This is a genomic window from Rhodococcoides fascians A44A (assembly GCF_000760735.1).
Classification (GTDB): domain Bacteria; phylum Actinomycetota; class Actinomycetes; order Mycobacteriales; family Mycobacteriaceae; genus Rhodococcoides; species Rhodococcoides fascians_E.
Genome location: NZ_JMEX01000007.1, coordinates 347,500 through 368,250, shown reverse-complemented (window position 1 = coordinate 368,250; position 20,751 = coordinate 347,500). Strand labels below are relative to the sequence as shown.

Genomic DNA, 20,751 nt, shown 5'->3' with positions numbered 1-20,751 from the left:
AGCCACGAATGACATTGCTGATTCGCGGAGCCGACGTCGTCGACGGAACCGGATCACCGCGCGTGCGTCGTGACGTCCTCGTCGACGGGGGCATCATCGCGGCCATCACCGAACCCGGCGTCACGACCGGCGCGGACAGGGTCATCGAGGCCGAGGCAGGGCATGTGCTCGCCCCCGGCTTCATCGACATGCACGCACATTCCGATCTTCGGTTGCTGACCGATCCAGGGCATTTCCCGAAAATCAGTCAGGGCGTGACCACCGAGGTCATCGGCCAGGACGGTATCGCCTACGCCCCGATCGACGACGCCACCCTCGACGTCGTACGTCGTCAGATCGCCGGCTGGAACGGCAACCCGTCGGACCTCGATTTTTCCTGGCGGTCGGTGGCCGAGTACCTGACGCGGCTCGATCAGGGCATCACACCGAACGCGGCGTACCTCGTACCTCAGGGCACGCTCCGGTATCTGGCCGTCGGCGGCGATCAGCGTCCGGCGACGCCTCGCGAGATCTCCCACATGCAGGAACTGCTTGCCCAGGGCCTGAGCGAGGGTGCCGTCGGGATGTCGAGCGGGTTGACGTACACACCCGGGATGTACGCCGATACAAGCGAACTCCGCGCATTGTGCGAGGTCGTCGCCGATTTCGGAGGCTTCTACGCTCCGCACACGCGATCGTACGGCGCAGGTGCGCTGGAGGCGTATCAGGAGATGCTGGATCTTGCGCGGGCGACCGGATGCGCGCTGCACCTCACCCACGCGACCATGAACTTCGGCGTGAACCGCGGCCGGGCGGGCGAATTCCTCGACAAGGTGGATTCTGCCATCGCCGACGGCTGCGACGTCACGCTGGACACCTACCCGTACCTGCCCGGAGCCACGACGCTGTCCGCATTGCTTCCGAGCTGGGCCATGTCCGGTGGGCCGGATCAGGCGCTTGCCCGTTTCGGCGACCCGGAGATGCGCGCTCGCATCACCGAGGACGTGAACGTGAACGGATCCGACGGCTGCCACGGTGTGACGGTCGAGTGGGAGACCATTCAGATCAGTGGTGTCGCGAATTCGGAACTGGACTCGCTGGTGGGCAAGACGATGGTGGACATCGCCGCCGAACGGGGCGAATCGCCGGTGGACTCGTTCTTCGACATCCTCGTACGCGACCAACTGGCGACGACGATTCTGCAGCATGTCGGGCACGAGGAGAACGTGCGCGCGATCATGGCGCATCCTCGGCACATGGGCGGAAGCGACGCCATTCTCGTCGGCGAACGCCCGCATCCACGGGCGTGGGGAACATTTCCGCGCTACCTGGGCCACTACGTGCGCGAGGAGAAGCTCCTCGACCTGGAGGACTGCGTCAACCACTTGACCGGACGACCGGCGGAGCGGCTCGGACTCACCGACCGAGGAACCATCGCGGTCGGCAACGCTGCGGACCTGGTTCTCTTCGATCCCGATACAGTCCGCGACACTGCGACTTTCGAGCAACCGAAGCAACAGGCCGTCGGTGTCGGCCATGTGATCGTGAACGGCCGACTCGCCATCGACGACGGACAACCCACTGGCATTCTCGCCGGACATTCTCTGAGAGCGGAACGATGAACGCACTGCAGACCATTCTCGACGACCGTGCCCTCGCCGTGGTGCGAGCGCCCTCGATCTCCGATCCGCAGGCACTCGCCGGGGCATTGGCCAGGGGCGGTATCCGCGCCGTCGAGCTGACGTTCACGACGCCTGGCGTGCTCGACCTGCTGCGTGTGGCCTCCGATGCGGGTGCGGTGATTGGAGCCGGCACGGTTCTGACGTCCGAACAGGCCCGGGCAGCGATCGACTCCGGCGCGCAATTCCTCGTCACCCCCGGGCTCCGACCCGCCGTCGCCGAGGTCGCCTCGGCACGCGGTGTTCCGCTGATGATGGGTGCTCTGACTCCCAGCGAGGTGATGGACGCGATCGACATGGGCGCTGCGGCCGTGAAGATCTTCCCGGCACGAGCCCTCGGTCCCGCGCACTTCAAAGACCTGCTCGGGCCGTTGCCGGACGCCAAGCTCGTCCCGTCCGGCGGCGTCAACGCCTCCAATGCCGCGGACTTCCTCGCCGTCGGCGCAGTCGCCGTCACCGCGGGAACCGACGTCGTGTCGCCCGCCGCCGTCGCATCCGACGACTGGGACGGTATCGCCGAACGCGCACAACGTTTCGTCACTTCTCTTTCACCGAAAGGCACTTCATGAGTACCGCCGTCGACTGGCTCAGGACGTCCACCCCTGGCCTTCTCGTACTGTGTGGCCTGGCCATCGCCGTACTTCTCTTCGTCATCATCAGGGTCAAGCTCGAACCGTTCGTTGCCCTGCTGATCGTCGGACTCGGTCTCGCCCTGGCGGCAGGCCTGCCGGTATCGGAGATCGTGGGTACAGCGATCAAGAGCAACGAGTCACTGCTGGAAACCGGGTTCGGTGGCATTCTCGGGCACATCGCGGTCATCATCGGACTCGGCACCGTACTGGGCGCCATCCTCGAACGATCCGGTGGAGCACAGGCTTTGACCTCCAAGCTCCTCGGGGTGTTCGGGGACCGCGGTGCGCCGATCGCGATGGGCCTGCTGGGTCTCATCTTCGGCATCCCGGTGTTCTTCGACATCGGCATCTTCGTTCTCGCGCCGTTGGTCTACGTGGCAGCTCGCCAGGGCGGCAAATCGTTGGTGCTGTACGCACTTCCGATGCTCGCCGGCCTCTCGATGACCCACGCATTCCTACCGCCTCACCCCGGCCCGGTCGCTCTCGGCGGACTGCTCGAGGTCAACCTCGGCTGGCTCATCCTCATGGGATTCGTCTGCGGTATACCGGGATTCATCGCTGCAGGCCTCGTCTGGGGCAACTGGATCGGCAAACGCGTCATCGTCGATGTGCCCGAGGACTTCGTGAACGAAGGCGACGACGCCGAGCCGACGGGCGGCAGCGGCGTCGCGACCAAGCGTCCCGTCGTCACCACTCCCCCGTCGGTCGGACTCATCGGTGCGATCATCGCGGTCCCGCTCGTCCTCATCCTCGGCGCCACGTTCGGCAGCATCCTCCTCGACCCGGGCAATCTGCTCGAGGTGCTGACTTTCCTCGGCACACCGGCCGTCGCACTGCTCATCGCCGTGTTGATCGCGTTCTACGTTCTGGGGATCCGACGCGGTTCGACGGTTCAGGAACTGAGCACGTTGACCGGAGAATCCCTGCGTCCGGTCGGCATGTTGCTTCTGGTGGTCGGTGCAGGCGCCTTCTTCGGAAAGGTCATCTCGGCCACGGGAATCGGCACCGCCCTCGCCGACGCCATGGCCGCCGCCGGGTTGCCGATCATCGTCCTCGCGTACGTCATCAGCTGCGCGCTGCGTATCGCTCAGGGCTCGGCCACCGTCGCGATCGTGACGACCGGCGGAATCGTCGGACCTCTCGTTGCGGCGCAGGACTACTCACCGATGGCCACCGCGCTCGTCGCGATGTCGATCGCAGCGGGCTCCATCATTCTCAGTCACGTCAACGACGGTGGCTTCTGGATCATCGCGAAGTTCTTCAACATGACGGTCAAGCAGACACTGCAGACATGGACAGTGTTGGAAACGATTCTGTCAGTAGTCAGTTTCGCGGTGGCGGCAGTGCTCTTCGCCATCATCGCCTGACCCGTCGCGGCGCTAGAACTGGTCGCCGACGAAGTGAGTGTTGTCGGCGGACAGTTCGCGCTGGCCCGCGCGAGCCACGAGAGCATCGATTCTGCTGTCGAGGCTCTGCGCTTTCTGCATCACATCCATGGTCCGCAGGTCGCCCTCCGCGTGGGTCACGAGATCCGCGACGCGCACCAGCGCTGCGACACGGTCGATGAGCTGAGACCACACGGTGCCGAGGGCAGTACGCCTGGTCGACACCTGGGCGCGGGTGGCGTCGTCGAACATCATCGCGGCGATGCCGTCGAGTTCGTCACCGATCCCCCGCAACGAATGCACGTCGACGGAAATCTGGGTCAGCTCGTCGATCAGGTCGAGTTGCGTGCGCTGGACGAGAAAATGATCGGACCGCCACGCCGGTGAGGTGTGGATTCGGTCCACCGAGTGACCGGCGAGGAACAACAGGGCTTCGAATTTGTCCAGGAACGCGTCGTCCCGTCGGTCCGCGTAGTCGACGACCACGCTCGCTGCCTTGTCCCCGAGCTCGGCGAACCGCGTGTTCCTGGCCGCCTCGGACATTCGTTCCGCCGCGGTCTCGAGCAAAGCCAACCCGGTGCGTTCCAGCGTCGTTCCCTGTTCGCGTCGAGGAACAGGGGTGTGCATCGTCGCGTCGAACAGCAGGTCACGCTGGTCGAGATCGAGGTGCAGACCGTCACGTCGATCCCGACGGACCGCCCGCACGCCGTGCGCGTAGTGCGTGCTGGAGAGCGTGAACTCCGCCCGCAGGTGGTCCAGTCGTTTCGCCAGTTCTGCGGCGCGCAGGCGGTACACCATCGCCGACCCGGGCTTGTTCTTCGTGTCCTTCGACAACCACCGATCACGCTCGTCCGCCAGCACACGCACCGCACCGAACCCGCCGACGCTCGGCATCGACCTACCTGCTCGACGCCTGGCCGACAGCACCTCGCGCGTCGCCTCGTCGAGCCTTCCGGACGCTATCGCCAGGGCGGAGGCGTCGGACAACAACGGACGGCGGCCCTCGAGCCGTGCGTTCTCGCACCAGCGCCGCACTCGTTCCTCGACGCGTTCGCGCTCGGTTCCGATCTCCGGGTGTGCGGGCATTCTGGACTCCTCTGCCGTGTGTCGATATCCACTGTTCCAGAATTCTTCGATCGATGCGGCGGGAGCCCCGTCACACCGAGGCCGTCGGTACAGTTTCTCGGCGAGGGCCTTACCAGGCGTTCTCGATGACCTAGGTGCCCACAAGGCACGGACAAGGACGTGAAAATTCCATGAGCGAGACCTATACCGTCGGCGACTATCTACTGGATCGACTGGCCGAGCTGGGCGTCACCGAAGTGTTCGGTGTACCGGGCGACTTCAACCTCGAATTTCTCGACCACGTCGAGTCTCACGAGACCCTGAGATGGGTGGGCAACGCCAACGAGTTGAACGCAGGTTATGCGGCGGACGGGTACGGACGACTCCGCGGAATGTCCGCGCTGGTCACCACTTTCGGTGTCGGTGAGCTCTCCGCTCTGAACGCAGTGGCCGGCAGCTATGCCGAGCATGTTCCCGTCGTCCACATCGTCGGTGCGCCGTCCAAGGACGCTCAGGCTGCACGACGCCTGGTTCACCATTCGCTCGGCGACGGAGATTTCGAGCACTTTCTGCGCATGAGCCGCGAAATCACGTGTGCACAAGCGAATCTGACTCCGGCGACAGCCACACTGGAAATCGACCGTGTGCTGATGGAGGTTCGTCAGCAACGGCGGCCCGGCTACATCCTGCTCTCGACCGACGTCGCGCGCGTGCCCACTTTCCCGCCGTCGGCGCCGCTGCGCTCCTACGACGACGCGACCAGTCCTGCCGCGCTCGAGGCGTTCACCGCCGCCGCCGCAGCAGTGATCGACGACCGGCAGGTGACGGTCCTGGCCGACTTGCAGGTCCATCGGCTCGGAGCGGTACCCCAGCTCGACGCGCTGCTCGCGGCCGACGACATCCCCTACGCGACGCTGATGTGGGGCAAGAGCCTCGTCGACGAGAGCTCGTCCAACTTTCTCGGCATCTATGCCGGTGCGGCCAGCGATGAATCCGTTCGCGCAGGGGTCGAGGATGCCGACGTGCTGGTCACGGCGGGCGTCCAGTTCACCGACATGGTGAGCGGATTCTTCAGTCAGCAGATCGACCCGAAACGCAACATCGATGTGGCGGTTCATCAGTCCTCGGTCGGCGGGCAGGTGTATGCACCGCTGGAACTGCACGCGGCGCTCGGAGCCCTGACCGACATCCTTCGGTCTCGCGCGCACTCGGCACCGACGAAGGCACGGACACAGCACAACTCGGCACCCGAAGTGCACGATACCTCGACGGCGCTGACTCAGCACACATTGTGGAACACGGTCTCCGGCGCGCTCGAGGACGGAAACATCGTTCTCGCCGACCAGGGGACGTCGTTCTACGGCATGGCGTCGCACCGACTGCCGGCTGGAGTGACGTTCATCGGACAGCCGCTGTGGGCATCGATCGGATACACGCTCCCGGCTACGCTCGGCGCCGCTCTGGCAGAACCGAACCGCCGCACGGTTCTGTTGATCGGCGACGGCGCCGCGCAGCTGACGGTCCAGGAAATCGGCACACTCGCACGCGAGAAGCTCGCCCCCGTCATCATCGTGGTCAACAACGACGGCTACACCGTCGAGCGCGCCATTCACGGTGAGACGGCCGAGTACAACGACATCGTGTCCTGGGATTGGACAGCGATCCCCGCCGCGCTCGGCGTCGGTACCGAGCCCATCGTTCGGCGGGTCACGACAGTCGGCGAACTCCGCGATGCACTGAACGACGCAGCGGCACAACGAGACCGGATGGTCGTGATCGAGGCCGTCGTACCGCGGATGGACGTGCCTCCACTGTTGACTCAGCTGGCGACGGCAGCGAGCGCGGCGAACAAGTCCTGATTCACACGGGCGGGGCCGACGCGTCGGCGATGAGCTGTTTCCCGTCGTCCAGGCCTTCCCAGACGTTCCAGAACAGCACACCTTTCACTGCATCGGACTCGTCGACGTAGTAGACGATGCCCTCGCTGGGCTTCGTCTTCCAGTCCTCCACCGTCTTCAACGACGTCGACACCGTGCCGACGGCCTGATATCCGTCGTCGAACACGTCGGAGTAGAAGTACGGGGTGTAGGTGTACGGGTCGGTGCCGCCCGCCATGATTCGACCGACCGCCTTACCCATCTCGTTGGCGTTGTCGACGTGCTCGATGCGTCGACGACCCAGGATCGCGTCGGGGTAGTTCGCAACGTCTCCCGCCGCGTGGATGTGCTCGTCGTCGGTCCGCAAGAACTCGTCGACGACGATGCCGTTGTCGGTTTTGAGCCCCGCTGCCTCGGCAAGGTCGGAGTTCGGGGTGACACCGAGCCCGAACACCACTGCATCGGCTTCGAGAGCGGACCCGTCGTCGAGTTGTAGCTGAACCCGCGCCGACGCCTCGGCGCCCGACGTCACCTTCACTCCTCGGCGCACCGTCACACCGTGGTCGACGAAGCCCTGATCGAACGCCGTCGCCAGGGCGTCCGGGAACATGTGCGCACCGACCTTGGCGTCGGACGTCACCAACGTGACCTCGACGCCGTTCTGAACCAAGGCCGACGCGATCTCGGCGCCGATGTACCCACCGCCGACCACGGCGATGTGTGTCGCCGTCTGCAACTGCTCACGGAGCGCCCGGTAATCGGCGAACGTCCGGAAGTAGATCACCCGAGGACTCGGCGCGAGGTCGATCTGTCGGGGCGAGCCACCCGTGGCCAGCAGCAGTTCGCCGTACTCGAATTCGTCACCCGAATCGGTGGCGACGGTCCGCTTCGCGCGGTCGACGGACACCACCCGAGTGGTGGTGTGTATCTCCGCGCCGGTCTCCGACGCCGTGTTCAGCGGGACCTGGTCACGGCCGAAATCCTTGTCGGTCCACAGTTTCTTCGACAGCGCGGGCCTGGTGTAGGGCTCGTCGCTGTCGGCGCCCAGAATTCCGATGGAACCTGTCTTGTCCAGCTCTCGAATTCCACGTGCAGCGTTGTCGGCGACCATTCCGCCGCCGACGATCAGATAGTCGTAGCGCACAATGCACTCCTTGCAGTAGACAACTGTCGGGTCGTCTACCCCGGATGCTCGTCAGACAATCACGACGTCGATCGACGCTCTCTCGAACGGCTCGATCTGCTCCCGAGTCGCGGACGAATCCGTGACGAGCGTCGTACCGGGAGGAATGGGCGCCCAGGCGTGGAACGGCTTCTGCCCCAGCTTGGCCGAGTGCGCAAGTACATACGTACGTCCGGCGCGCTCCATCATCAGTTCCTTCAGCCGTGTCTGCTCGTACCCGGCTTCGCAGATACCGAATTCCGCTGTGACCGCGTCCGCCCCGAGAAACGCTCGGTCGAACGAGACACGCTGTAGCGACGCCTCGGCCAACGGACCCACGAAACCCTGGCTGAGGTGACGCAGCGTCCCGCCGATGCACTCGACGTGGACCGAGTCTGCGTCGGCCAACGACTCCAGCGCAGTCAGACCGGCTGCGATCACCGTCAAGTCCGTCGCCGATCGAAGAAATTCACCCATCGCGCCGACGGTCGTTCCTGCGTCGAGAAGGATGGTCTCCCCCGGCTCGACTTGCTCGGCCGCCCACGCCGAGATCTCGCGCTTGGCGTCGTACCCCTCGAGCGAGCGCTGTTTGATCGACGGTTCGCGGTGGCCGCTCAGCGCAATGGCTCCGCCGTACGTCCGTGCGAGCAGTCCGCGTTCGGTCAGATGGTTCAGGTCACGACGAATTGTCGACGCAGTCACCTCGAACAGCGAGGACAACTCGTCGACGCTCGTGAGTGCGCCCGATTTTGCCAGCCGAACGATTTCGCTACGCCGGATCTCCGATTCGCGCAATGACCCGCCCCCCTTTTTCAGCTCAGTAGTGCTGGGCTGGTTGCCAATTCGGCCGCCTGCCGTAACGCTTCGACCATGCTACCGGCCTCGGCGATTCCTTTACCTGCGATATCGAATGCGGTTCCATGATCCACGGACGTCCGGATGACCGGAAGCCCGACGGTGATGTTGACGCCGGCCTCGATGCCGAGAACCTTCACCGGTCCGTGCCCCTGATCGTGGTACATCGCAACGATCAGGTCGTAGTCACCGCGACCTGCAAGAAAGAATGCGGTGTCCGCGGGCAGGGGGCCGACCGCATCGATCCCTTCGGATTTCAGCTTCTCGACAGCCGGGACGATCTTCAGGTCTTCTTCGCCGTATCCGAAGAGGCCGTTCTCCCCAGCGTGCGGGTTGATGCCGCAGACCCCGATCTTCGGGTTGTGATTGCCGGAACGTACCAGCGCCTCGTGTCCCCGCTTGATCGTGCGTTCGACCAGTCCAGGTTCGATCTTGGCGACAGCGTCGAGCAGACCGATGTGCGTTGTCACGTGAATGACCTTGAGTTTCGGTGTCGACAACATCATCGACACCTCCTCGGTGCCGGTCAGGTGCGCGAGCAGTTCTGTGTGGCCCGGAAAGATGTGCCCCGCAGCGTGCAGCGCTTCCTTGTTGAGCGGAGCTGTACAGATCGACTGCACTTCGCCCCGAACCGCGAGTTCGCTTGCCACTCGGATGTATTGGTAGGCGGCGTCACCGGCGACCGCGGAAAGTTGCCCCCACGGCAGATCTTCGGGGAGCAGGTTCAGGTCGATCACGTTGATGCGCGCCGGTGTGAACTCGGCATCGGTGACTGCGTCGACCACGACGATGTCGACCTCGATGCCGAGAACGTCCGCGGCGAGCGCCAGTCTCTTCGCGTCGCCGACGACGACCGGTCGGCACCGCTCGAGCGTCGACGGATCGATCATGGCGGGAACGATGACCTCCGGGCCGATACCGGCGCCGTCGCCCATGGTCACCGCGATGTATGGAGGGAGTGCTGAAGTCATGCCGATGCCTCACTGTGAGAGAGAAAATGGGAAGTGTCGTCGATGCCGCGCAGGTAGTTGCTCATCGAGATCAAGCTGTCGTGACCACCGAAGCTTCCGGGTCTGGTGGCGATCCACGACCCGTCCTCGGTGCGGGAGACCACCGCCCCGTCGTGCACTTCGGTGATCGGTACGAGTGTGGTGATCCCGAGAGCGTCGACTACGCGTCGGGCGGTCTCACCTCCGGTGAGAACGAGGCCGATCGCTCGGCCGCGCACCACCGATGCGACCAACTCCCCCAGAGCGTGCGACACCGAGCCCGCCAGTCTCGGATCGACGGGCCCGGCGACCGTGAGAACGGCGACGCCGCCGGCCAGCGCGGATCGGACGGTGTCAGGGTTCGCACGCCCGTTCACCAAGTCGTCGACATCGATCTGTACCGGGCACGCACCGGCGGCCACGGCATGTCGAACCTGTTCGGCAGCAACGGTTTCTGCGGTGCCCACCACTATCAGAGCAGGTACCGGCTCGAGATTGCCGCTGTCGACCCGAGCCGCGGGAAGTGTGCGCGCCACGGCTGCTGCGAGCGCCGACGTACCCACGAGACGAACACCCGGAATCGCTGCTGCCGCGGCCACCACTGCATCGAGGTCCGCGTCGGTCGCGGCATCGCAGACGGCGATCCCAGCGTCGAGCGCGGTAATCAGGTCGGAACTGTCGACGCCTGCGCCCACGAGAACGTGCGGGGCAGCACCGAGCATGGCGCCGATCGATGCAGGGGGCACAGCGTCTTCCATGTTCCATCGGCCGCTGAGGTGCAACGGAACTCCGTCGATGTGCAGAACACCGTTCACGGTGATCCGGTCGAGTGCAGGGAGAGCTGCGGCGATCACGACAGGGCCGGTTGCGGCGAGTACTCCCATCTCGGCTGCGATGTTGCCGCGAAGCATGGAGTCGATCTTCTTGATCACCTGGACGCTGGACGGGAGCTCCGCGACCGCGGCGTTCAGCTTCGCTGCTGCGTCTGCGGAAGACATCACCCTCGTACCGAGATCGACGACACGAACCTCGGCCGTCGACGGGACCACGCCAGTGGTGGCACCGGCGACGTCGATGGCGATGGCGACATCGCGTCCCAGGAACGCCGCCGCGCTTTCAGCGGCACCGGACAGATCGTCGGCAAGCACGAGAAGGTCTGGTCGAGCGTTCATCGATCGAACCTCCCAGTCCATATTGCGCTTTTCGCGCATCTCAACGTAACACTTCCGCGCGTTTCGCGCAGTAATTTCGCATGAGACGTTTTCACAACGAAGTCCCGGCGCATTGCACGATCGTCTGACCCGTGATGCTTCGACCGCTCGGCGACAACAAAAACGCAACGAGTTCGGCAATCTCCGCGGGATCGATCAGATGACCGAGAGGGGGTGTGATCGGCGGAGTACTACTGCGGCCGGGGTCGTTGAGCATCGGGGTGTCGGTCGGGCCCGGCGCAACGACATTCACCGTGATTCCCCGCTCCACCAACTCCATCGCCCAGGACCGTGCCATCCCCACCAGAGCCGACTTGGTCGCGACGTACTGACTCTTGCCCGCTACACCGGTCATGGTGCGGCTTCCGATCAGCACGACTCGCCCGCCTGTCGCTATCCGGGCCGACAGCCCGTCGACGAGTACCTCGGCTGCCGCGACATGCACGCGCCACATCTGCTCGCTGTGCGCAGGATCGAGAGCTCCCAGGCGGCCCGAACGCTGGACCCCGGCCGCATGGACCACTGCCGTCGGATCATCCAGAGTCCCGACGACCTCGGACACCGCCGCCGTGTCGGCCAGGTCGATACCGACCCACTCTCCGCCGAACTTCCCACGCGGCCGTGAGCGACTGAGACCGGTCACGCGCCACCCTCGATCGAGGAGCGTCCCGGCAACGGACGCGCCGATGCCGCTGCTCACTCCTGTGACGATGGCGTGCGGAGTCACTGCGACTCACCGATCCACGCTCGCTCGAGCCGAACGTACTTGATCGCCTGACGAAAATAGGTGTAGGCGACATGGATCCGCCCGTCTGCCGTCTCTGCGATCGACGGATACGAGAATTCACGATTGGACCCGTCACGCGAATTGTTGGTCAGGCAGTAGCCGTCGCCCTCGTCGAGGTTGCGTCGAATCGGCCACGTGAGACCGCCGTCGCGCGAGACAGCGAGAGTCATCGGCGCCCGCGGCGCACCCCAGAACGCGGAGCGTGCGTCGCCGTCGTCGACAGGTGCCGGGGCCGTGACATCGGAACCGTCGGCCAACCCGTCGTCGTCGATCTCGTCGTACAACGAGGTGCGCCGCGAAGTCGCGTCCAACGCCGACGAGTGGTTGTAGACAAGGGCCACCCCTCCGTCCGCGAGACCGACCGCTTGGACCGAAGAGTTGTTGTTGGGAAGTTCGGTGGGTACCGGCGCAGTCCACGTCTCGCCGTCGTCGGTAGAGATGCTGCGATACACGAAATCGGCCCAGCGGCTGCGATACAGCGCGACCAACGACGCGTCGGGTCTCACCACCACGTCCATGTGCACACACCCGACACTCTCCGGAACGACGGCCTCGCGCCACGTGGCGCCGTCGTCGTCCGAGATCATGACACCGCTGTAGTCACGGTCGCCGACCCACTTCCGTCCCTCGATCTTCACGCAGTGGAACACCGGAAGCAGCAATCGTCCCGACGCCGTCTCGACGACCGGCTGACGAACGAACACCCCGCCCGCATCGGATTCGGGAATCAGGACATGCGCGTCGCCCCAGGTGACCCCGCCGTCGTTCGAGATGCGCCTCAGCACTCGTGCGGTGTCCTGGTTACCGGCATGCTGTGATGTCCACAGCAACCAGATCACACCCGAATCGCGAACGAAGAGAACCGGATTCTGCTCGGATCTGGTCGGATCGTCGGAAAGCTGCACCGGGGTGGTCCACATCTGCGAACCCACCTCGAGTCGGGAAAACCACACGCTGATATCCGGTACACCCTCCTGGGTTCCAGCGAACCACACGCAGCCGAGCGCGCCGTCCGGCAGCACCGCCAGATTGGCGGCGTGGTTCTGCACCTGGGGTGCGGGCAGGAACGCGTCGGCGCGTCCGGCGGCGTCCGTGGAACGAACCACACCGTCGGCGAGAAGATCGCCCGGGGTGAGGAAACTTGTGTTGCTCATGTTGTCCTTTTCTCTTCCCACTCAGGATCGGAGGGTGACCGCGGCCATGTCGTACGAGTTGGTCGGCCTCAGACCGATGCCGTCGATTCGGTTGCGCCGCGCGATGACCGTCTTCGGCACGAAGGACCACAGACATGGCCAGGTGTCCCAGATGCGGCGCTGCGCGTCGGCGAGCGTTTCTTTCCGGCTCACCGGATCCGTATCCTCGGATGCCTTCGCGATCAGGCCGGCGATTTCGGGAAAGATGTAGCCATGGTAAGTATCTCGGGTTTCTTCCTTCGCCGCGGTACCTGCGTACATACCTTGCATGATCGTGACGGCCAATCCCGTGGGGCTGGGATAACCGTTGCCGAGGATGTCCCAGTCACCGGCTTTGCCCTGTCGCCAAGTCGAGATGTCGCCGCCGGGCTCGAACTGCTGAAGTGTCGCACGCACTCCCACTGCCGACAGCATCTGCAACACCGATTCCATGATGTCGGTGTCCGCGGCGAATTCTCCCGTTTCCCATATGATCTTGAGCTCCAGATCCGACACGCCCAGCGCGTCGAGTTCGGCGCGCGCGCGGGCAGGATCGTATTCGTATTCTCCCGTTTCGATCGCACCGTCGAGAATTCCTGGAACGACACCACGCGACGGTGTCGCCGCACCCTGCATGACCTGGTCGATGAGCGCATTTCCGTTGATCGCGTAGCTGAGCGCACGTCGCACCCGAGGGTCCGCGAGCGGATGCCCAGCAGGCTTGCGGAAGTTGTAGAACAGCTGATTGAGCCGCACTCCGTCGACCCGCTCGACGGTGACGCCCGCCAATCCGGCGAGCTGATCGGCAGCATCCGGCGTGATCGCATCGATGACGTCCACCTCGCCACTGCGCAACGACACGACGCGATTCGACTCGTCGGGAACAAAACGAATGTTCACCGATTCGACCGACGGCGCGGCTCCCCAGTAGGTCGGATTCCGCGCCAGCGAATAGTTTCCCGTCCCGCGATCGGACTCCGTCACGACATAGGGCCCCGTTCCGACTCCGCCCTGCAAGTCCTCGGGCACATTCTGCGCCGCGGGCGTGATGAGGATGTTGGACATCAGATAGTCGAGCACCGGCACCGGGCGTTCGGTGTCGAGGGTGAACGTCGACTCGTCGATCTTGCCGACGGTCGGCCATTCCGGAAAGAATCCGCCGACGAACGAACCGCTGACCTGGGGGTACATACGCAGGGCGGTATCGACGTCCTCGACTCTGACCGGACTGCCGTCGGAGTAGGTGACACCGGGACGCAGGTGAACGAGCCAGCGCGTCGGGGCCACCAGTTCGAAGCTGTCGGCCAGAACCAACTGCACCTTCAGGTTCGTATCGATGGTCGTCAGCGCCTCGCGGACGGCACGTTGGACGGTCAGGGCGGCGTCGAACTGCAGGAGCTTGTTGTCGAGGCTGACCATCGATCGGTTCATCGCCAGGCTGACCGTGTCCGGTCCGGGCTTACCGGTCGGGGTAGCGCATGCTGTCACTCCGCCCAGGGACAGTCCTGCGCCGAGGATCAAGCCGCCACGGAACAGGTTTCGGCGTGAGAACGGCTGGCTGACAAAGCTTTCGGTCATCGTTGACCCCTCGTTACTGTCACATCGATATGCGTGTGCCGAGTCAGGGCCGGGGCGCCGCACTCGACAGAAGTGATCGTGAACACACTCGGGACTGTACACGGAGTTGCTCGAAATACGCAGGAATAATTTTCTGCTTGCGCAATTCGCGCAGTAGTGCCATTGTGAGCTGAGTAACAACGGGCCGTTGCCGGACGTGTGTGCAACCGGGCCCGCATCGAACGCAGCAGTGTTATCGAAAGGTCGACGATGACCCAGGCAACTCGAGGAACGGGGGTGGGGAGATGACGCAGCTGACCGCCGCTCCCCCGAGCGTTCCTGCGGCCAAGTCCCGCAAGGACTCTCCGCTTCCGGCGTTCCTCACCGCGCCGACCACCAGGTACGTGGTTCGCCGGCTCGGACAGAGCCTCCTCACCATCTTCTTGACTCTCACCACCGTTTTCGTACTTATACGCATGGCACCGGGTGACCCCGCGTACTCGATGGCGGGCCCCTTGGCCTCCACGGAGGATCTCGCGCAGATTCGCGTGAATCTCGGCCTGGATCAGTCAGTCGTCACCCAGTACCTGCTGTATTTGAAGGGACTGTTCACTCTCGATCTGGGCACGTCCTACTCCTTCCAAGCCTCCGCGCTCGAAGTTGTGCTGCAGCGCATTCCGTACACGGTCACGCTGGCTCTCGCAGCGATCTTGTTGACGACCCTTGTCTCGATCCCACTCGGTATCTGGATGGCGAAGCGCGCCGACACCCGGCGCGAGCTCGGCGCCAACGTCGTCACGATCGCGGGACAGTCGATGCCGGACTTCTGGACCGGGTTGATGCTGCTCACTTTCTTCGCTGTGCTGGTCCCGGTGCTCCCCGCCGCCGGCTTCACGACGTGGTCGAGTCTGCTGCTCCCCGCACTGACCGTCGCCGTCCTGCAGATCGCATTGATCTCACGCATGGTTCGACGAGAGATGGTCAACGCCTACTCGTCTCCCTATGTCACAGTCGCTCGATCTCGCGGAGTGTCCGAACGGGAGATCACGTGGCGATACGCGCTCCGCAACTCGTCGATTCCTGTCGTGACCGCACTGGGCACCCGCTTCGCGTCGATGCTCAACGGTGTCGTCGTCGTCGAGGTCGTGTTCGCCTGGCCCGGTGTCGGTTCGCTGGTCGTGCGAGCACTCGAAACCCGCGACTACCCGCTGATCCAAGCAACAGTTCTCGTGACCGCAGTTCTCGCGGTGCTCGTGCAACTCGCCGTCGACCTCTGCTATCCGCTCCTCGACCCCCGTGTCCGTCTCGGGAAGGCAGCCCACTGATGACCGTCGTCGCCCCCTCCGACAAGCCAACGCGTCCCAGCGCCGTCACCGCCAAGGACTTCGCCGCCGCGGGCGCAACCCGACGCGCACGCGACAGCCGTGTGAAGATCTGGATCGGCACAGTCTGCGCCCTGACCGTCATCCTTCCGGTCGCCCTGGCACGAGTACTGCCGCTGGCGTCGCCCGATGCCACCGACCTCGCCCAACGCAGGTTGCCGCCGCTGACCGACGGACATCTGTTCGGCACGGACCAACTCGGCCGCGATCTTCTCTCCCGCGTGCTCTACGGCGGACAGGTATCCCTGACCGTCGGAATTCTCGCAGTCGTGGTCTCCGGCATCATCGGTCTCGTTCTCGGATCGCTCGCCGGTTTCCTCGGCGGCTGGGTCGACACCGTCGTCTCCCGCTTGCTCGAGGCACAGTTGTCCCTGCCGCTGCTGATGATGCTGCTCCTCGTCGTAGCACTGTTCGGCCCTTCCATCCCGGTCATCACGTTCGTCATCGCCATCGCGCAATGGCCGGAAATCGCACGTCTGACAAGATCCCTGGTGCTGGTCGAACGCGAGAAGCCCTACGTCGCCGCTGCTCGGGTGCTCGGACTCGGCCGGATCGCGATTCTCCTCCGACACGTCGTGCCGAACATCTTCAAGCAGGCCTCGCTCGTCGTACTCCTGCTTCTGGCACAGGCCGTCCTGCTGGAAAGTGCGTTGAGCTACCTCGGTGCAGGTCCGCAGCGACCGTTCGCGACGTGGGGCCGGATCATCTCCGACGGTCAGGACTACATCACCACATCGTGGTGGCTCGTCACCCTGCCCGGCCTCGTCATCGTGCTCCTGGTGGTCGGAGTCAACCTCCTCGGCGACGGTCTCCGTGATCGACCGGCCGGCTTCGGCCGCTTCGGTCTCTTCCCCCGATTCGGAAAGGGTGCGTAAGCCATGGGAAACCTACTCAAGGTGGACGAACTCCAGATCGAACTCGTCACCGACAAGGGCGTCATCCGGGCCGTCGACGGTGTGTCGTTCTGCATCGACGCCGGTGAAACCGTCACGATCATCGGTGAATCCGGCTCCGGAAAGTCGACGACGGCAATGGGCCTGCTGGGGCTGTTGCCGTCGGATCTCGCGGTGATGTCAGGATCGGTGACCTTCAAGGACACCGAGATCCTCGGTAAGGACAAGCAGCTGAGCAAGATTCGCGGGAAGCACATTGCACTGATTCCGCAGGATCCGATGACGGCGCTGTCCCCGGTTCACACCATCGGCAACCAATTGAAGGAAGCTGTCCGGCACAGCGGAGTAACGGGAAAGTCCAAGCAGACCGCTCGCTGCATCGAGCTCCTCGAACAGGTTCGCATCCCCGACCCGAAAGTCCAGTTGGGCAAGTATCCCCATCAGATGTCGGGCGGCATGCTTCAGCGTGTGCTGATCGCCAGTGCTCTTGCGTCGAGCCCGGAATTGATCGTCGCCGACGAGCCCACCAGCGCCCTCGATGTCACGGTGCAGGCCAGCATTCTCGACCTGCTGATGGAGCTGCAGGAACGAACCGGCATCGGGATGCTGGTCATCACCCACGATCTCGGTGTGGCACGGTTGGTGTCGGACCGCATCTACGTCATGAAGAGCGGTGTCTTCGTCGAGGACGGCGGCGCGGAAGAACTCGTCGGAGCGCCCCGGAATCCGTACACCAAGAAGCTGCTCGACGCGATCCCGCACCTCGGGACGTGGAACCAGAGTGCCGGCCAACCAGAACGAGTCGAGGTAACGGTATGACCACTCCATTGCTGTCGGTGGAGAATCTCGTCGTCGAGTACCCCGTCGCCGACGGCGTGTTCCGAGCTGTCGATTCGGTGAGCTTCGCGGTCGACAAAGGCAAGACGCTAGCCGTTGTCGGTGAATCGGGCTGCGGAAAGTCGACGATCGCGAAATCCATCGTCCGTCTGCTCACCCCCACCTCGGGCCGCATCGTCGTCGACGGAACGGACATCGCCGGACTGTCCGAGAAGTCCCTGCGCCCGTTCCGATCTCGCGTACAGATGGTGTTCCAGGATCCGTACGGATCCCTCGATCCTCACCTGACCGCAGTGGACATCGTCGGTGAACCACTGCGGCTGAAAGGAATTCGTCGCAAGTCCGATCGAGCCAGGAAGGCCGCGAGACTCATCGACCAGGTAGGCCTGCCGAGCACTGCACTGAACCGTCGACCGGTCGAATTCTCGGGTGGCCAACGTCAACGCATCGGCATCGCCCGCGCACTCGCGTCCGGGCCGGAAATTCTGGTGTGCGACGAGGCGACGAGCGCCCTCGATGTGTCCGTGCAGGCGCAGGTTCTGAACCTGTTGCGGGAAATCCAGCAGGACACCGGCCTCACCTACGTCTTCATCTCGCACAATCTGGGTGTCGTCCGCGAGATCAGTGAAACCGTCGTCGTGATGAGCAAGGGCCGCATCGTCGAAGGAGGCGACACCGAGGAGGTGCTCGCACGCCCCAAGGAGCCCTACACCCGGGCGCTGCGCGCAGCTGCCCTCGACCCGGCGACAATGGTCGGAATCAAGCCTCGTCACATCGTGTCTCGCCTGTCCACCCCTTCCGTAGGAGCTCCTGTATGACCTCGCTCGACATTTCCCCACTCGTACTGGGCACCATGACGTTCGGCGACACCGTCGACGCCGCCGGTTCTGCGAAGATGTTCGATGCAGCAGTCGACGCAGGCATCACCCACATCGACACGGCGAACGGGTACGCAGGAGGTGAGTCCGAGCGGATACTGGCGGACCTGCTCGCAACGCGTCGCGATCGGGTGACCCTCGCGACGAAAGCGGGAATGCCCAACCCTGACGCCGGGGACAACAGCCCGTTGTCACCGAAGGGTCTTCGTCTGAGCGTGGAGGCAAGCCTGGCTCGACTGAAGACGGACTACGTCGACCTGTTCTATCTGCACCAGCCGGACCGCGCGACACCGATCGCCGACACCCTGGCAACCGTCGCCGAACTGGTGCAGGAGGGCAAGATTCGTGCTCTGGGCGTCTCGAACTTCGCGGCGTGGCAGATTGCCGAGGCAAATCGGGTAGCCGACAGGGTCGGCGCGCCGCGACCGATGGTTGCGCAGCAGCTGTACAACCTCCTCGCCCGGAGGATCGAAGAGGAATACGTCGAGTTCGCCGACGTGACCGGATTGATCACAATGGTGTACAACCCGCTCGGTGGCGGGTTGCTCACCGGCAAACATTCCCTGGACGCGACACCGACCGATGGCCGATTCGGAGACTCACGCCTGGCTGCCATGTACCGCGAACGGTACTGGAACACAGCAATTTTCGACGCTGTCGCGCAGCTCACCACGATCGCCGACGACGCGGGCGTGCCGCTGACCGAACTTGCCCTGCGGTGGCTGGTGTCCAAGCCTGCCGCAGGTCCCATCCTGCTGGGTGGATCCAAGGTCGAGCACCTGCAGTCCAACATCGCCGCGATCGCGAAAGGCCCACTCGGCTCCGACGTCGTGGATGCGTGTGACGACGTCGGCTCCGCGCTGCGTGGACCGATGCCGAACTACAACCGCTGAAAGGCCCCCTACACATGTCTGCACAGGAATTCGCCGCTCGCGTCAGAAACCGGGAGCGCATCCTCGGCTACTGGTCCGTCATCGACAGCCCGGTCTCCACGGAGTGGCTCGCCCATGTCGGCTGGGACTACATCGCACTCGACCTGCAGCACGGATTGATCGGATACTCCGGAATGCTCGCCGGGCTCACCGCCATCGATGCAGCCAACGGCCCCGCCGGACTGATCAGGGTCGAAGCGAACAACGCGACGGTCATCGGGCGTGCGCTGGACGCAGGTGCGGCGGGCGTCATCGTTCCGCTCGTCGACACGGCAGCAGACGCAGCGGCGGCGGTCTCGGCGGCAACGTATCCCCCGACCGGCATTCGGTCCTACGGTCCGATGCGCTCGCAGCTTCGAATCGGACCCAACCCTGCCGATGCCGACCGTGACACCGTTGTGCTGGCGATGATCGAGACGCCTCAGGGCCTGGCCAACGTCGAGGAGATCTGTGCCGTTCCAGGTCTCGACGGTGTCTACGTCGGCCCGTCCGATCTGCGACTCGCGGTGGGTGGATCGTCACCGACCGACGCATCCGTGGACGAGCAGTTCGAGGCTGCGCTCGTTCGGGTGTGCCGAGCCGCGGCAGCAGCAGGCATCACGGCCGGCATCCACACACCGTCCGGCGCTGTGGCAGCCAAGCGCTTGGACGAGGGGTACACACTGGCGACCGTCGCGTCGGACCTGACACATCTCAAAGCTGTGTCCGCCGATCATCTGAAGGCCGCCCGCGGCTGACCGAGCACGCCGCTGACCGAGCACGCCGCTGACCGACCACGCCGCTGACCGACCACATCGACATGGCGCTTCGCCCCTGGTGACACGACTTCGTGGCACCGGGGGCGCTCGTGTGTGACCAGCCGTGGACGTGGAAATCCGCGCTGATCGCAAAATTCATCCAGTACGCAATGCTCACGGCTACGAAGACTCAATGTGGGACGAACATCGGCCGCCGCAGTCAGGAACACCGCGCTCGCTCGCGGTGTTGCTCCGACGGATGGCAGGCACCGGGTGGCTGCGGATTGTTGGCAGCATCACAGCTTCAGATGGTTGGCCCAGCCCACAAGACTGGGCATCTTGGTAGGGGCCACGAAACATCGTTGACACATAGAGCGACCGTGTAACAGTTCCGAGGAGCGAAACGAATCATTCCTCAGGACGCGAACAAAAGGAGACGATGTGACTTTGCAGATCGATTCGCTCGCTATCAGCGCCGACGAAGCACCAACGCACGACGTACAGATCGACCAGCTCCACGAGCAGGTCGAGACGCTCGACGCCGATATCCTGGGCGCTATCGAGCTCCGCACCGAACTGGTGCGCAAACTGGCTGCAGCCACAAGCGACGCAGCCGTATCGACCACCACGTCGACTTTCGACGAGCTGGGTTCCGACGGTTCGGCCCTGTCGCGGATGCTCGCCCGCATCGCCTCGGTGACCCGCTAGAACCGTTACATCCCCCTCCTTGTTTGCCACGAGG

Annotated in this window: 19 protein-coding genes; 11 read left to right on the top strand and 8 right to left on the bottom strand. The window is 64.3% G+C overall.

Going from position 1 to position 20,751, the window contains the following annotated elements; translation table 11 throughout:
- Window positions 1-8: 8 nt before the first annotated feature.
- From BH95_RS12075 to BH95_RS12065, 3 genes are read left to right on the top strand one after another with little or no spacing between them, the layout of a single operon-like run.
- Window positions 9-1,601 (top strand): N-acyl-D-amino-acid deacylase family protein, encoded by a 1,593-nt coding sequence (locus BH95_RS12075; protein WP_037182337.1) that lies wholly within the window; start codon window positions 9-11, stop codon window positions 1,599-1,601.
- The gene (locus BH95_RS12070; protein ID WP_037138929.1) at window positions 1,598-2,227 is read left to right on the top strand and encodes a bifunctional 4-hydroxy-2-oxoglutarate aldolase/2-dehydro-3-deoxy-phosphogluconate aldolase; all 630 of its coding nucleotides are present in this window, start codon (window positions 1,598-1,600) and stop codon (window positions 2,225-2,227) included. Before BH95_RS12075 ends, BH95_RS12070 begins: the two co-directional genes overlap by 4 nt.
- Window positions 2,224-3,657 carry a GntP family permease gene (locus BH95_RS12065; protein WP_037105375.1) on the top strand — a complete coding sequence of 478 codons (1,434 nt, stop codon included), beginning with the start codon at window positions 2,224-2,226 and terminating at the stop codon, window positions 3,655-3,657. The genes BH95_RS12070 and BH95_RS12065 overlap by 4 nt, the downstream gene beginning before the upstream one ends.
- Before the next feature lie 12 nt (window positions 3,658-3,669).
- Here BH95_RS12065 and BH95_RS12060 read toward each other — a convergent pair whose 3' ends face one another.
- The gene (locus BH95_RS12060; protein ID WP_019666665.1) at window positions 3,670-4,761 is read right to left on the bottom strand and encodes a hypothetical protein; all 1,092 of its coding nucleotides are present in this window, start codon (window positions 4,759-4,761) and stop codon (window positions 3,670-3,672) included.
- 170 nt (window positions 4,762-4,931) lie between these two features.
- On the opposite strand from BH95_RS12060, the gene BH95_RS12055 reads away from it, so the two are divergent.
- Window positions 4,932-6,599: an alpha-keto acid decarboxylase family protein gene (locus tag BH95_RS12055; RefSeq protein WP_019666666.1), complete on the top strand. Its 1,668-nt coding sequence runs from the start codon at window positions 4,932-4,934 to the stop codon at window positions 6,597-6,599.
- A 1-nt stretch (window position 6,600) separates the two neighbouring features.
- Here BH95_RS12055 and BH95_RS12050 read toward each other — a convergent pair whose 3' ends face one another.
- From BH95_RS12050 to BH95_RS12020, 7 genes are all read right to left on the bottom strand, one after another.
- Window positions 6,601-7,761, bottom strand: a complete 1,161-nt coding sequence (locus BH95_RS12050; protein WP_020113046.1) for an NAD(P)/FAD-dependent oxidoreductase — start codon at window positions 7,759-7,761, stop codon at window positions 6,601-6,603.
- Window positions 7,762-7,812: 51 nt separating this feature from the next.
- The gene (locus BH95_RS12045; protein ID WP_033187806.1) at window positions 7,813-8,574 is read right to left on the bottom strand and encodes a DeoR/GlpR family DNA-binding transcription regulator; all 762 of its coding nucleotides are present in this window, start codon (window positions 8,572-8,574) and stop codon (window positions 7,813-7,815) included.
- A 17-nt stretch (window positions 8,575-8,591) separates the two neighbouring features.
- On the bottom strand, window positions 8,592-9,605 hold the full coding sequence (pdxA, locus tag BH95_RS29540) for a 4-hydroxythreonine-4-phosphate dehydrogenase PdxA (RefSeq protein WP_027499042.1): 1,014 nt from the start codon (window positions 9,603-9,605) through the stop codon (window positions 8,592-8,594).
- Window positions 9,602-10,795 (bottom strand): four-carbon acid sugar kinase family protein, encoded by a 1,194-nt coding sequence (locus BH95_RS29535; protein ID WP_157773077.1) that lies wholly within the window; start codon window positions 10,793-10,795, stop codon window positions 9,602-9,604. The genes pdxA and BH95_RS29535 overlap by 4 nt, the downstream gene beginning before the upstream one ends.
- A gap of 91 nt (window positions 10,796-10,886) precedes the next feature.
- Window positions 10,887-11,561 (bottom strand): SDR family NAD(P)-dependent oxidoreductase, encoded by a 675-nt coding sequence (locus tag BH95_RS12030; RefSeq protein ID WP_020113044.1) that lies wholly within the window; start codon window positions 11,559-11,561, stop codon window positions 10,887-10,889.
- On the bottom strand, window positions 11,558-12,775 hold the full coding sequence (locus BH95_RS12025) for a sialidase family protein (RefSeq protein ID WP_037182460.1): 1,218 nt from the start codon (window positions 12,773-12,775) through the stop codon (window positions 11,558-11,560). The genes BH95_RS12030 and BH95_RS12025 overlap by 4 nt, the downstream gene beginning before the upstream one ends.
- A 21-nt stretch (window positions 12,776-12,796) precedes the next feature.
- The gene (locus BH95_RS12020) at window positions 12,797-14,371 is read right to left on the bottom strand and encodes an ABC transporter substrate-binding protein (protein ID WP_020113042.1); all 1,575 of its coding nucleotides are present in this window, start codon (window positions 14,369-14,371) and stop codon (window positions 12,797-12,799) included.
- 284 nt (window positions 14,372-14,655) lie between these two features.
- Between BH95_RS12020 and BH95_RS12015 the strand changes: the two genes are divergently transcribed.
- The 7 genes from BH95_RS12015 to BH95_RS11985 all read left to right on the top strand — a co-directional run bounded on the left by BH95_RS12015 (window position 14,656) and on the right by BH95_RS11985 (window position 20,717).
- On the top strand, window positions 14,656-15,675 hold the full coding sequence (locus tag BH95_RS12015; protein WP_244164942.1) for an ABC transporter permease: 1,020 nt from the start codon (window positions 14,656-14,658) through the stop codon (window positions 15,673-15,675).
- Complete coding sequence (locus BH95_RS12010; protein ID WP_052060042.1) at window positions 15,675-16,607, top strand: ABC transporter permease; 933 nt, start codon at window positions 15,675-15,677, stop codon at window positions 16,605-16,607. Before BH95_RS12015 ends, BH95_RS12010 begins: the two co-directional genes overlap by 1 nt.
- 3 nt (window positions 16,608-16,610) lie before the next feature.
- Entirely contained in the window at window positions 16,611-17,444 is an 834-nt protein-coding gene (locus tag BH95_RS12005) for an ABC transporter ATP-binding protein (RefSeq protein ID WP_052060041.1), read from the top strand.
- Window positions 17,441-18,280, top strand: a complete 840-nt coding sequence (locus BH95_RS12000; protein WP_020113038.1) for an ATP-binding cassette domain-containing protein — start codon at window positions 17,441-17,443, stop codon at window positions 18,278-18,280. Before BH95_RS12005 ends, BH95_RS12000 begins: the two co-directional genes overlap by 4 nt.
- A complete protein-coding gene (locus BH95_RS11995; RefSeq protein WP_037182335.1) occupies window positions 18,277-19,233 on the top strand; it encodes an aldo/keto reductase in 957 nt (318 codons plus the stop codon). The genes BH95_RS12000 and BH95_RS11995 overlap by 4 nt, the downstream gene beginning before the upstream one ends.
- 14 nt (window positions 19,234-19,247) lie before the next feature.
- Complete coding sequence (locus tag BH95_RS11990) at window positions 19,248-20,009, top strand: HpcH/HpaI aldolase family protein (RefSeq protein WP_020113036.1); 762 nt, start codon at window positions 19,248-19,250, stop codon at window positions 20,007-20,009.
- A 441-nt stretch (window positions 20,010-20,450) separates the two neighbouring features.
- Window positions 20,451-20,717, top strand: coding sequence for a hypothetical protein (locus BH95_RS11985; RefSeq protein WP_019666671.1), 267 nt, complete (start codon window positions 20,451-20,453; stop codon window positions 20,715-20,717).
- Window positions 20,718-20,751: the final 34 nt, after the last annotated feature.